Here is a 12,879-nt window from a genome sequence, read left to right as displayed (position 1 = left end):
ATTACTGGGTGGGAGCGACGTCGTCGGTGACGATCTCCGCCGCGGCGTCCGCCGCCGGGGCGTGCTGCGCGATGCGCTGGTAGTCCTCGACCGTGAGGTCTTCTCCGCGTGCGGTCGGGGCGACGCCGGCGGCGATCAGCACCTCCGACGCTGCGGCCGAGCTGCCGAAGATCCCGGAGAGGGCCTGGCGGAGCATCTTGCGGCGCTGGTTGAACGCCGCGTCCACGATCTGGAACGTGCGGCGACGCTCCTCCTCGGTGCCGCGCTCGCCCTCGGAGCGGTCGAAGCCGACCAGCAGGCTGTCGACGTTCGGCACCGGCCAGAACACCTGGCGGGAGACGTTTCCGGACAGCTTCCACTCCCCGTACCAGGCGGCCTTGACGCTGGGCGAGCCGTAGATCTTCGAGCCGGGCTTCGCGGCCAGGCGCTCGGCGACCTCGGCCTGGACCATCACGACGCCGCGCTGGAGGTAGGCGAAGTTCTCGAGGAAGTGCAGCAGCACCGGCACCGAGACGTTGTAGGGCAGGTTGGCCACCAGCACGGTGGGCTCCCCCGGCAGCGCGGTGATGCGCAGCGCATCCGCATCGACGACCGTGAGCCGATCGGCCTCGACGCCGTGCTCGGCCGCGGTCTGCGCGAGGCGGGCGGCCAGTCGGTGATCGATCTCGACGGCTGTGACGGAGGCGCCGGTCTCGAGGATCGCGAGCGTCAGGGAGCCGAGCCCCGGTCCGACCTCGACCACACGCTCGTGCGGCTGCACGCGGGCCGCCTGCACGATCTTGCGGACGGTGTTCGCATCGGTGACGAAGTTCTGGCCGAGCTTCTTCGTCGGGGTGACGTCGAGCTCGGCGGCGAGGCGGCGGATCTCGGTGGCGCCGAGCAGGGTGACGGTCATCCCCCCATTCTCCCCCACTCCTTCGATGTCCCCCGCCGTCAGTAGTCTTCTCTGGTGCCTTCTCTCGGTGAACTCGTCGCGCCCCGCCGCATGGGCCGAGACTTCCGCTGGCTGCTCGCGTCGTCGTGGACGAGCAACGTCGGCGACGGCGTCGCGCTCGCGGCCGCTCCGCTGCTCATCGCGTCGATGACCTCGTCGCCGATCCTGGTGGCGGCCGGCGCGATCCTGCAGTTCCTCCCCTGGCTGCTCTTCGGCCTGCACGCCGGCGCGATCGCCGACCGCTTCGACCGTCGTCGCCTGGTCATGTTCGCCAACGCCGCCAGAGCCCTCGTGCTCGCAGCTCTCTGCGTGTTCCTCCTCACCGGGGTCGCGAACATCTGGATCGTGCTCGCGGTCGCGTTCCTCTACGGCACCGCCGAGGTCTTCGTCGACACGGCGGGAAGCACGCTGCTGCCCATGCTCGTGAAACCCGCAGACCTCGGCGTCGGCAACGCGCGCCTGCAGGCCGGATACCTGGTCGCGAACCAGTTCGCCGGTCCCCCGCTGGGAGCATTCCTGTTCGCGGCCGGCACGGCGTGGCCCTTCCTGCTCGAGGTCGTGTGCGTGAGCTTCGCCGTGGTGCTCATCTCGCGCATGGCGAAGACGCCCGTCCCGCCCCGGGAGACCGACACCCACCCGCCCGTGCACACCGACATCGCCGAAGGCCTGCGGTGGCTGTGGCGCAACCCGCCGGTGCGGATGCTGGTGCTCATCATCCTGGTCTTCAACATCACCTGGGCGGCCCCCTGGGGCGTCCTCGTGCTGTACGCCACCGAGCACCTGCACATGGGCGCGGTCGGCTACGGTGCACTCACGACGGCATCGGCGGCCGGGGGGATCCTCGCGACCCTCAGCTTCGGCTGGTTGGAACGGCACGTGTCGTTCGCGACGCTGATGCGCGTCGTGCTCTCGCTCGAGGTGCTCATGCACCTGTCTTTCGCACTCACCACCACCGGCTGGGTGGCGCTGGTCATCATGTTCTTCTTCGGCGCCTACGCGTTCGTGTGGGGCACGATCTCCACGACCGTGCGACAGCGGCTCGTCCCCGCCGAGCTCCAGGGCCGGGTGGCATCCGTGAACATGGTCGGCGTCTTCGGCGGCATGGTCGTCGGTCAGGCGCTCGGCGGCGTGATCGCCCAGGTCTGGGGGCTCACCGCCCCGTGGTGGTTCGCCTTCGTCGGCGCAGCCCTCACCCTGCTGCTGGTGTGGAAGCCCATCTCGCAGATCGTGTCGGCGAAGCCCATCGCCGACACCGGTCCCGACGACGCGGAACCCGCGAGTCCGTCGGCGAACGAGCCTCAGGAGTCGAAGGAGCCGTAGACCCGCAGGGTGTTCTCGGCGAGCTGGGCGCACAGCTCATCCACGTCGAGGCCGAGCTCTGCGGCCATGAAGCGCACCGTGATCGGCACCAGGTAGGGCGCGTTCGGGCGTCCGCGCAGCGGCACCGGGGTGAGGAACGGCGCATCCGTCTCGACCAGGAGGCGATCGAGCGGGGTGACCTTCAACGCATCGCGCAGATTCTGGGCGTTCTTGAACGTGACGTTGCCGGCGAACGACAGGTGGTACCCGGCGTCGGCGCAGATGCGCGCCATCGCGTCGTCGCCCGAGAAGCAGTGGAACACCGTGCGCTCCGGGGCACCGAGGCGGGCGAGCGTCTCCAGCACCGCGTCGTGTGCGTCGCGGTCGTGGATCTGCATCGCGATGCCGTGCTTCTTCGCGAGCGCGATGTGCGCCTCGAACGACTCGAACTGCGGCGCCCGCCGTTCGGGCTCCGTGCGGAAGAAGTCCAGCCCCGTCTCGCCGATCGCCCGGGTGCGCGGGTGTGCGGCGAGCTCGTCGATCACCGCGATCGCCTCATCCAGACGCCCCTCCTCTGCGTACGTCGGCGCATCGTTCGGGTGGATCGCGACGGCGGCCAGCACACGAGGGTCGGATGCCGCGGCCTCGACCGCCCACCGCGACGACTCGATGTCGCCCGAAGCCTGAACGACCCCGGCGATGCCCACGGCCGCCGCCCGGTCGAGCTGCTCGCTCAGCGAGAGCGGATCGTCTCCGTCGAGGATCTCGAGGTGCGCATGGTTGTCGTACACCGGAACCGTCAGCGGTTCGGGGGCGGACGGATACTTCAGATCCTTGCGTCCGTCCCCCGAACGCTCACGCACGTAGGTCTCGGCCATCTCTTCGCGCTCTGTGTTCCGGGCCGCGGCTCAGCCCGCTGACTCCACCCGCGGGAACAGCGGCGAGAGGCCGTTGACACTGGTGCCGGGGCGCAGCACGCCCCAGGCGCCCGCCTCGCGGATCGGCTGGTCCTGCAGGCGGCCCAGGGTCTCGGCGGCGCCGAGGGCGACCCAGAGCTTCTCGGTCGATTCCGGCATCACCGGCGACAGCAGCACCGCGAGGGCGCGCAGCCCCTCGGCGCAGGTGTACAGCACGGTGCCGAGGCGTGCGCGCTGGTCCTCGTCTCCGCTGTTCGCCTGCTTGGCCAGTGCCCACGGCTCGTTCGCGGTGATGTAGCCGTTGAGCGCGTCGACGATCGTCCAGATCGCCGAGATCGCCTCATCGATGCGGAACTGCGCGATGGACGCATCCGCATTCGTCGCCGCATCCGCCACGATCTTCTGGATCGCGAGGTCCTTCTCGGTGTACTCGGCCGCGGGCGGCACGACGCCATCGAAGTACTTCTCGATCATCGCGGTCGTGCGCGAGGCGAGGTTGCCGAAACCGTTCGCGAGCTCGGCCTGGTAGCGGGCCGACAGGTCTTCCCACGAGAAGGATCCGTCCTGGCCGAACGCGATCGCCGAGAGGAAGTAGAAGCGGTACGCGTCCGAGCCGAAGACGTCGGTGATCTCGGTCGGCGCGATACCGGTGAGCTTCGACTTCGACATCTTCTCGCCGCCGACGAGCAGCCAGCCGTGCGCGAACACGCCCTTGGGCACGTCGAGGCCGGCCGCCATCAGCAGCGCGGGCCAGATCACGGCGTGGAAGCGCAGGATGTCCTTGCCGACCACGTGGTAGGCGGGCCAGCGGCGTGCGAAGGTCTCCTCATCGGAGCCGTAGCCCACGGCCGTGGCGTAGTTCAGCAGGGCGTCGACCCACACGTAGATGACGTGCGACTCGTCCCAGGGCAGCGGGATGCCCCAATCGAAGGTCGAACGCGAGATCGACAGGTCCTTCAGACCCTGGCTCACGAAGGAGACGACCTCGTTGCGCGCGGAGTCGGGGCGCACGAAATCGGGCTGGGTCTTGTAGAGCTCGAGCAGGCGGTCCTGGAACTCGCTGAGCTTGAAGAAGTAGTTCTTCTCCTGCAGCAGTTCGAGAGGCTTGGAGTGGATCGCGCAGACCTTGAGTCCCTCGAAAGGACCGGTGCCGTCGACGATCTCCGACTCGGGCTTGAACTCCTCGCAGCCCACACAGTAGAGCGCCTCGTACTCGCCCGCGTAGATGTACCCGCGGTCGTACAGGCGTTGGAAGAACGTCTGCACGTTCGTCTCGTGCCGCTCCTGCGTCGTGCGGATGAAGTCGTCGTTGGCGACGTCGAGCGTCGTCAGCAGCGGGAACCAGCTCTCGCTGACGAGCTTGTCGACCCATTCCTGCGGGGTGACGTTGTTCGCCGCCGCCGCGCGCAGCATCTTCTGACCGTGCTCGTCGGTGCCCGTGAGCATCCAGGTGTCATCCCCCGCCTGGCGGTGCCACCGTGCGAGCGTGTCGACGGCCACCGTCGTGTACCCGTGACCGATGTGAGGCACGTCGGACGGGTAGTAGATGGGCGTGGTGATGTAGAAGGATTCGCCTGCGGGCATGGAGCAATTCTAGGTGCGATGCCGCGGGTGGTTACGCGCTCAGCCGACGGAGACGTCGATGCGGTGCCATCCCTGAGCGCCGTCGGGTGCCGGAGCAGCCGGATCCGAGGTCTGCGTCTCGCCGTCGGCGCTCAGCGCCCGGCATTCGATGGTGTGCGCACCGCTCTCGGCGGTCCAGTCGAGACTCCACTGCATCCAGGTGTCGGCGGAGATCGCGGTCGCGAGCTCGGCGGCGCGCCACGGGCCGTCGTCGATGCGCACCTCCACCCCGGCGATGCCGACGTGCTGCTGCCAGGCCATCCCGGCGATCACCGCGGCCCCCGCCGGGACCGACTGCCCACGGCGCGGGACGTCGATGCGGGACTGCAGCTTGATGGGCCCGCGATCCGACCACCCTCGCGTCGTCCAGTAGGCCGTGGCACGGTCGAACCGCGTCACCTCCAGCTGTGTGACCCACTTCGTGGCCGACACATAGCCGTAGAGACCCGGCACCACCATCCGCACCGGGAATCCGTGCTCGATCGGCAGCGGCTCTCCGTTCATGCCGATCGCGAGCAGAGCGTCGCGGTCATCCGTGAGCGCCTCGATCGGGGTCGATGCCGTGAAGCCGTCGGCCGAGGTCGAGAGCACCATGTCGGCGTCGCGATCCACACCCGCGCGCGCGAGCAGCGCCCGCACCGGAAGACCCAGCCAGCGGGCGTTGCCGATCAGTGATCCCCCGACCTCGTTCGACACGCAGGCGAGCGTCACGTCGGACTCCTGCATCGGCATGGCCAGCAGCTCGTCCCAGGTGATCTCGATCTCGCGGTCGACCATCCCGTGGATGCGCAACGACCAGTCGGCCGGGTCGACCTGCGGCACGATGAGCGCGGTGTCGATCCGGTAGAACTCCGCGTTCGGTGTCACGACGGAAGCCAGACCGCGGATCCCCAGCTCCGCGCCGGCAGGAACCGCGGCCGCTGCGCGTGCCGCGCTCGGCAGCCGCAGGGCATCGCGGACGGCTTCGATCGAACGGCTCGCGCCGCGCGCGACGTTCCCGACGATGAGAGCCACGGCGCCGGCCGCGGCGACCCCGGCGGTCCACAGCAGGAACCGTCTCCGGTCCTCGCCGTCGGGCTGCAGGCCCGCGACCGGTCGCAGTCGCGCCACGAGGAGACGCAGAGTGATCACCGCCACGAGCCCGGCGATGAGACCGGGGAGCCAGGCGAAGGGTCCCGCGCCGGGTCGGATCATCGCCGCGACGACGGCGAGAACGCCGAGGGCTCCCAGGATCACCGCCCCGAGACCGGATCGTCTGCGCTCCAGGATCCCGGCGACGGCGGCGACGACGACGAGCACGACGGCGATCCCCGTGATCAGGGCCGCCTTGTCCCCGGTGCCGAATAGCGCGATGGCGGTGTCCTTCGCCCAGCTCGGTGCGAGATCGATGAGCCCGCTCCCGATCACGGCGAACGGGCTCGCGCTCGGCTCCACCACCGCGGCGACGAGCTCCGCCAGGCCGACGGCGAGGAACGACGCGCTCAGGCCGGCGGCGGCTGCCCGGAGGGCGTCCCGCCGCGTCTCTTCCCCCCGCGTCGCGTGCATCGCGTTCGTCATGACCCGAGGGTAACCCCGCCGCGGATGCCGGGGGCGCATCCGCGGCGGGGTCGGCGGCGCCTCTCAGAGGCCGTTGCGGCGCGCGACCTCTCCGAGCCAGGCGAGCGACGGCTTCGGCGAGCGCTCGAACGTCTCGTGGTCGAAGCCGATCAGGCCGAACGTGGGCCGGAAGCCGCTGGCCCATTCGTAGTTGTCGAGCGCGCTCCAGTGCTGGTAGGCGCGCACGTCGATGCCGTCGGAGATGGCGCGGTGCAGTCCTTCGAGCGCACCCTGCGTGTAGGCGATGCGCCGCGTGTCGTCAGCGGTCGCGATGCCGTTCTCGGTCACGAGCACGGGCACTCCCCCGCTGCGCTCCCAGGCGCTGCGCACTCCCATCTCGAGCGCCTCGGGGAAGAACTCCCAGCCGGTCAGCGTGGTCTCCACATCGTCCGCCACCGGGCGCGGGCCCTCGGGACCGATGAAGGTGCGGGTGTAGGCCTGCACGCCGACGAAGTCGTCGCCGGCCGACTGGTCGAGGTACCAGTGGTCGCGAGGGTCGCCGTACGCGGCGAGCATCTCGTCGGCGCCAGGCTCTCCCGTGGAGTGGAAGGCCTGCGTGGCGATGGTCCATCCGGCCTTGACACCGGGCACCGAGTGCAGGATCTCCGATGCGCGGTGGTGCGCCTCGAGCAGCGTGTCGGCGACGGCGAGATCGGGGTTCGGGAGGCCGTAGGCGACGAGGTTCGCCGCGTCCTCTCCCCCGGCCAGCATCGCCGCGATGTTCGGCTCGTTGATCGTGCACACGTAGTCGATGCCGTCGAGGATCGGCAGCACGGTCTCGACGTAGCGGGCGAACAGATCCACCGCGTCGTCGGCACGCCAGAAGCCGTCCTTCTGGAACCACTGCGGCACCGTGAAGTGCATGAGCGTGACCGTGGGGTCGAGCCCGTTCTCGCGGGCGGTGTCGATCATGCGACGGTAGTGGTCGAGCATCGCCCGGGAGACGAAGCCGCGCTCGGGCTCGATCCGCGCCCACTCCACCGAGAACCGGTAGGAGTTCAGCCCGGCGGCGGCGAGCAGCCGCATGTCCTCCGGGTAGCGGTGGAAGTGGTCGGCGGCGTCACCGGAGGGCTCCACCATGGGCGAGCCGGGCGCGTGTTCCATCGCCCACCAGTTGCTCGTGGTGTTGTTGCCCTCCACCTGGTGGGCCGCTGTCGCGGCACCCCACAGGAAGCCGTCGGGGAATGCGAGCACGAGTGCTCTCCTCTCTCTTGTGTTGAAGTCGTGACGGTCAGCGCAGGCGCGCGGGGTTGGGCACGGCGTCGAGCAACTGGATCGTGTACGGATCCTCCGGATGCTGCAGCACCTCCGAGGTCTCGCCGCGCTCGACCACCCGTCCGCCGTTGAGCACCAGGATGTTCTGGGTCACCAGGCGCGCGCTCAGCAGGTCGTGCGTGATGTAGAGCATGCTGATGCCCCACCTCTCGCGCAGGTCCTCCAGCAGCGCCAGCACCCCGGCACGCAGCGAGACGTCGAGCATCGAGACGGGTTCATCGGCGATCAGCACCTGCGGGTCGCTCGCGAGCGCCCTGGCGATCACGACGCGCTGCCGCTGCCCGCCGGAGAGCTGGTGCGGCAGCTTGGCGGCGAACTGCTCGACGGGCGTGAGGCCCACCGTCTCGAGCAGCTCGAGCACTCGCGCCCTCGCCTCGGGCCCCCGCAGCGTCGTGTAGTTCATGACCGGACGGGTGAGGGCGTACTCGACCGTGTGCAGCGGGTTGAGCGCCGCATACGGATCCTGGAACACCATCTGCACGTCCTTGCGGAGGTCACGCAGACCGTGTCGCTTGAGAGAGGCCACGTCGACATCGCCGAAGTGCACCGTACCGGAGGTCGGCTTCTCGACGCCCGTCAACATCTTGGCGATGGTCGACTTGCCCGAGCCCGAGGCGCCCACGAGTGCCAGGGCCTCCCCCGGTTCGAGCCGGAACGACACGTCGTCGACCGCGGTCACGGCGTCCTGCCCACGTCGAGGGGCCGGGTAGTGCTTCGAGACGCCCTCCACCACGATCGCCGCATCCGCACGACGGGTGTCGCGCGACGACACGGTCGGCAGCGTCTCGGTGACGTCGGTCCGCGCACGTCCTTCACGACGGCGGGTACCGGCATCGAGGAAGCCGGGGATCTCGATCTTCTCCGCGCGGGGGTCCGCGTAGTGGCTCAGCAGCATCCGGGTGTACTCGTCCTGCGGGCGCTCGAGGATGTCGATGCTCCTGGCGTCTTCGACGATGTGCCCTTCGTGCATCACCATCACCCGGTCGGTCGCCTCCAGCACGATGCCGAGGTCGTGACTGATGAGGATGGCGGTGAAGTGCTCGGCCCGCTGCAGCTCCTTGATCGTGTCCATCACCGCGTGCTGCACGAGCACGTCGAGCGCCGTGGTGGGCTCGTCGAACACCATCAGCTGTGGTTCGAGAGACAGCGCGAGCGCGATCGAGGCACGCTGGCGCATACCGCCGGAGAGCTCGCCCGGGTAACGGGCGAGCACCGACGCGTCGAGGCCGACCTTGCCGATGAGCTCACGGGCACGCGCATCGCGGGCGTCCTTGGGCACGTGTCCGTGCGCCGCGAAGATGTCGCGGAAGTGGTTGCCGATGGTGCGCACGGGGTTGAGGGCGTTCATGCCCGACTGCAGCACCATGGCGAATCCGCCCTGACGCTGACGACGCAGCTCCTCGGCATCCAGCTCGCGGATGTCGCGCCCGCCGAAGAGGATGCGCCCAGCGCTGATGCGCGCCGGGGGCTTCTGCAGTCGCGTGAGGGCGAAGCCGAGGGTCGACTTGCCCGACCCCGACTCGCCGACCAGACCGACGAACTCGCCGCGGCGGAGCGAGAACGACACGTTCTCGACCGCGGTGACGGGCTTCGTGCCCGGCGAGGCGTATTCGACGGACAGCCCCTGCACCTCGAGCAGGATGTCGTTCTCCGTGGTGGTGGTCGCGGGTGCCATGGCGGTCATCGACCCTTCCCCTCTCGCAGGCGCGGATTGGAGATGCCGTCCACGCCGAAGTTGATCAGTGTCAGGCTCAACGCCAGCAGTGCGATGCACAGACCGGGGGCGAACAGCAGCAGCCACTGTCCGGTGAGCAGGGAGTTGGAGTTCTGCGCCCAGTAGAGCATGGTGCCCCAGCTGACGATGCTGGAGTCGCCGAGGCCGAGGAACTCCAGGCCTGCCTCCGCCAGGATCGCGGCCGTCGCCGCCCCGAAGAGCGTGCCGGCGATGATCGACGTCATGTTGGGCAGGATCTCGCGGAAGATGATGCGCGTCCTGCTGTCACCCGAGAACTGCGCCGAGGTGACGAAGTCGTTGCCGCGCAGCGACTGCGTCTGGCTGCGGAGCACACGGGCGCCCCAGGCCCAGCCGGTCACCACGATGACCGCGATGATCATCAGGATGCCGCCGTTCTGCAGGTACGCGGCGATCACGATCATGAGCGGGAGTCCGGGGATCACCAGGAAGAGGTTGACGATGAAGCCGACCACCTCGCCGGCGAAACCGCGCATGTAGCCCCAGCTGAGACCGATGAGCACCGCCACGATGGTCGACAGGATGCCGGCGGCGAAGCCGACGAGCAGGCTGACCTGTGCGCCGTAGATGAGCTGGCTGAGCACGTCCTCCCCCGCGGCCGTCGTGCCGAGCCAGTGCGCCCACGACGCATCGGCGTTGCGCTCGAAGGTGTTGTCCTTCGCGCCGTAGGGGGCGAGGACGGGGGCGAACACCGCCACGAGCACGAAGAAGGCGAGGATGCACAACCCGAGCCGTGCCTTGCCATTGCTCCAGAGGGTGGCGACCATGCGCCCGAAGGCGCGCCATGGGCTGGGCGCAGCGATGCGCTCGGCGGGGATCTTGACGTTCATGGTGGAAGTCATCGGCGGGTCCTTGGGTCGAGTACCCCGTACAGGATGTCAACGAGGAAGTTGGCGATGAGCACGCTCACGGTGATCATCAGGAAGAGCGCCTGCATGAGCGGGTAGTCCTGCCCGATCACGGCGTTGAAGAGCAGATAGCCGATGCCCGGATACCCGAACACCTGTTCCACCAGGATCGATCCGCCGACCACACCGCCGAGCGTGAGCCCGAAGCCGGTGAGGTTCGGCAGGATCGCGTTGCGCGCGGCGTAGCGGAGGGCGATCGTGCGGCCGTGCAGCCCGTTCGCCTCGCCGAACGTGATGTAGTCCTCGCCGAGCGTATTGATCATGGCGTTGCGCATGCCGATGATCCATCCGCCCAGGGAGGTGAGCAGGATCGTCAGGGCCGGCAGGAACGCGTGGCTGAGCAGGTCTCCGAGGAACTCCCAGGTGAACCCGGGTGTCGTGGTCGCCGAGTAGGCGCCGGTGGTCGGGAACCAGTGCAGCACGTAGCCGAAGAAGAACAGCAGCAGCAGCGCGGTCCAGAAGTACGGGAACGTGCTGAGGAACGAACCGGTCAGCGTCGGGAGGGTGTCGAGCCAGGTGCCGCGACGCCAGGCGGCGGCGACGCCGATCAGCGTGCCGATCACGAACGCGAGGATCGTGACGATGCCGACGAGCCCGATCGTGTACGGCAGCGCCGTGGACACCATGCTCGACACCGACTGCGGATAGAACGTGTACGAGACACCGAAGTCGAGCCGGACGACCTGGCCGAGATAGGCGATGTACTGGTCCCACAGCGATCCGGTCGGAACACCCAGCTGCGCCTCGATGGCGGCGCGCGTGGCGTCCGACACCGGCCCGTTCTGGGACAGCTTGGCGATGGCGGCATCCGCCGGGGAACCGGGCATCATGCGCGGGAGGAAGAAGTTCAGGGTGACCGCGGCCCACAGGGTGAGCACGAACAGGCCGAACTTCTGGAGCACGTACTTCACTTGTCGTCCTCCTTCACGCGCTCGAGCCGGGTGAAGATGCCCAGCGGCGCGGAGTCGTAGTTCTGCGGGATCATGTACGGGTCTTCCTCACTCGGCCAGCCGGTGAACTTGGCGTCGCTGAACAGGCCCCAGATGCCGCCGTAGTAGAGGCCGATCACAGGCATCTCGTCGTAGACGACGCCCTGCAGCTCCTTCACGATCTCGGCCTGGCGGGCGGCGTCGACGGTCTCGCGATACTCGGCGAGCAGTGCGTCGACCTTGTCCGACTTGTAGCGCTCGAAGTTGTTCGCGGTCGGCTTTCCCGACGGCACGTAGAACTCGCTGGAAAGCAGGTTGTTGTAGGCCTGGTACACGTCGCCGTTGCCCATGCCGCCGATCGCCATCTCGAAGTCGCCGTTGCTGATCGCGCTCTGATATCCCGCGGGCTGCGGAAGCTTGAGGGTGACCTTCACGCCGACGTCGGCGAGCTGGCTGCGCACGGTCTGCGCCGCCCTGGTCCAGTCGGAATACCCGTTCGCCGTGGTCAGCGCGAACTCGAGCTGCTCGCCGTTCGCGTCGACGAGACGGTCGCCGTCGAGGGTGTAGCCCGCGTCGGCGAAGGCGGCGAGAGCGGCATCCTCGTCCTGCGTGATCATGCCCTGATCGGGGATGCTCGGATCCAGGTACTGCTCCTGGTTCGGAAGGATGAGACCGGTCTGACCCGCCGGCTTCATGTATCCCTCGGAGGCGGTCTCTGCGATCTCCTCACGATCGAGGGAGAGCGCGATGCCGCGTCGCACGTTCACGTCGTCGAAGGGCGCGACCTCGAGGTTCGGCATCAACGCGATCACGCCGCCGGGCGGGAACCACCACGCGTTGTGCTCGCTCGCCGCGCCCCAGGTGCCCTCGACGTCGGAGATGAAGGAGTAGGCCCAGTCGTAACCGCGGGTGACGGTGTCGAGCTGCGAGTTCGTGGCGGGAAGGATGATGTGCTCGATCTCGATCGAGTCGGCCTGCCAGTAGTCGGGGTTCTTGTCCATCGAGTACTGCTGGTCGTTGTAGTTGCCGAGCACGAACGGCCCGGTTCCGACCGGATCCTCGTTGCGATACGTGCCGGGGTCCTTCACGTCGGACCAGAGGTGCTCGGGGACGATCATGGTCTGTCCGAGGATCGCCAGCGACGGCGCGTCCTCGGTCTTGAGGTGCAGGATCACGTCGCTGCCCTCGGTCTCGACGCTGTCGAGGTGCTGCCATGCGCCCTTGATGTCGAGCGACGGGTTGTCCTTGAGCAGCTGGAACGTGAAGGCCACGTCCTCGGGTGTCAGGTCTTCGCCGTCGCTCCACTTCACGTCGTCGCGGATCGTCATGACGATCGTGCGCGCGTCGGGCTGACTCCATTCGGAGGCGAGCCACGGGTTCTGCGTGCCGTCGAGCGGATTGATCAGGATCAGCGGCTCGTAGATCCACCGCGACGCGGTGCGCGTGTTGGTGAGGTACGGGTTGAAGTTCTTCGTGAAGAACGGGTTGCCCTTGTCGGCATTGATCAGCATCGTGTCGGCGCCGATCGACGGATCGGGTTGGGATGTGATCTGGATGCTGCAGCCGCTGAGGGCGACCGCCACGGCCGCGAGGCCCACGATCGTCGCTCGGCGCCAGCGCTGCATCATGCGCCGTCCCGGTGTTC

10 protein-coding genes are annotated in these 12,879 nt (G+C 68.5%); 1 reads left to right on the top strand and 9 read right to left on the bottom strand.

Going from position 1 to position 12,879, the window contains the following annotated elements:
* Window position 1: 1 nt before the first annotated feature.
* The gene (gene rsmA, locus ACLFA2_RS14505; protein WP_021199900.1) at window positions 2–895 is read right to left on the bottom strand and encodes a 16S rRNA (adenine(1518)-N(6)/adenine(1519)-N(6))-dimethyltransferase RsmA; all 894 of its coding nucleotides are present in this window, start codon (window positions 893–895) and stop codon (window positions 2–4) included.
* Window positions 896–985: 90 nt separating this feature from the next.
* Between rsmA and ACLFA2_RS14500 the strand changes: the two genes are divergently transcribed.
* Window positions 986–2,254: an MFS transporter gene (locus ACLFA2_RS14500; RefSeq protein WP_399553082.1), complete on the top strand. Its 1,269-nt coding sequence runs from the start codon at window positions 986–988 to the stop codon at window positions 2,252–2,254.
* On the opposite strand, the gene ACLFA2_RS14495 is transcribed toward ACLFA2_RS14500, so the two are convergent.
* From ACLFA2_RS14495 to ACLFA2_RS14460, 8 genes are all read right to left on the bottom strand, one after another.
* Window positions 2,233–3,111 (bottom strand): TatD family hydrolase, encoded by an 879-nt coding sequence (locus tag ACLFA2_RS14495; RefSeq protein WP_136024208.1) that lies wholly within the window; start codon window positions 3,109–3,111, stop codon window positions 2,233–2,235. The genes ACLFA2_RS14500 and ACLFA2_RS14495 overlap by 22 nt on opposite strands.
* 30 nt (window positions 3,112–3,141) lie before the next feature.
* Window positions 3,142–4,734: a methionine--tRNA ligase gene (gene metG / locus ACLFA2_RS14490; RefSeq protein ID WP_021199903.1), complete on the bottom strand. Its 1,593-nt coding sequence runs from the start codon at window positions 4,732–4,734 to the stop codon at window positions 3,142–3,144.
* A gap of 39 nt (window positions 4,735–4,773) precedes the next feature.
* Window positions 4,774–6,330 carry a molybdopterin-dependent oxidoreductase gene (locus ACLFA2_RS14485; protein WP_426621533.1) on the bottom strand — a complete coding sequence of 519 codons (1,557 nt, stop codon included), beginning with the start codon at window positions 6,328–6,330 and terminating at the stop codon, window positions 4,774–4,776.
* A gap of 63 nt (window positions 6,331–6,393) precedes the next feature.
* Window positions 6,394–7,563, bottom strand: coding sequence for a glycoside hydrolase family 1 protein (locus tag ACLFA2_RS14480; RefSeq protein ID WP_021199905.1), 1,170 nt, complete (start codon window positions 7,561–7,563; stop codon window positions 6,394–6,396).
* Between the two features lie 37 nt (window positions 7,564–7,600).
* Entirely contained in the window at window positions 7,601–9,328 is a 1,728-nt protein-coding gene (locus tag ACLFA2_RS14475) for an ABC transporter ATP-binding protein (protein ID WP_426621532.1), read from the bottom strand.
* Entirely contained in the window at window positions 9,325–10,239 is a 915-nt protein-coding gene (locus ACLFA2_RS14470) for an ABC transporter permease (RefSeq protein WP_021199907.1), read from the bottom strand. The genes ACLFA2_RS14475 and ACLFA2_RS14470 overlap by 4 nt, the downstream gene beginning before the upstream one ends.
* Complete coding sequence (locus ACLFA2_RS14465) at window positions 10,236–11,216, bottom strand: ABC transporter permease (RefSeq protein WP_021199908.1); 981 nt, start codon at window positions 11,214–11,216, stop codon at window positions 10,236–10,238. The genes ACLFA2_RS14470 and ACLFA2_RS14465 overlap by 4 nt, the downstream gene beginning before the upstream one ends.
* Window positions 11,213–12,862: an ABC transporter substrate-binding protein gene (locus ACLFA2_RS14460; RefSeq protein ID WP_021199909.1), complete on the bottom strand. Its 1,650-nt coding sequence runs from the start codon at window positions 12,860–12,862 to the stop codon at window positions 11,213–11,215. The genes ACLFA2_RS14465 and ACLFA2_RS14460 overlap by 4 nt, the downstream gene beginning before the upstream one ends.
* Window positions 12,863–12,879: the final 17 nt, after the last annotated feature.

Origin of the sequence: Microbacterium sp. As-52 (genome assembly GCF_049949185.1) — a bacterium.
In the GTDB taxonomy this organism is placed as follows: Bacteria; Actinomycetota; Actinomycetes; order Actinomycetales; family Microbacteriaceae; genus Microbacterium; species Microbacterium maritypicum_A.
The sequence above is the reverse complement of the archived record's forward strand: the minus strand, read 5'-3'. Positions and strand labels throughout refer to the sequence as shown.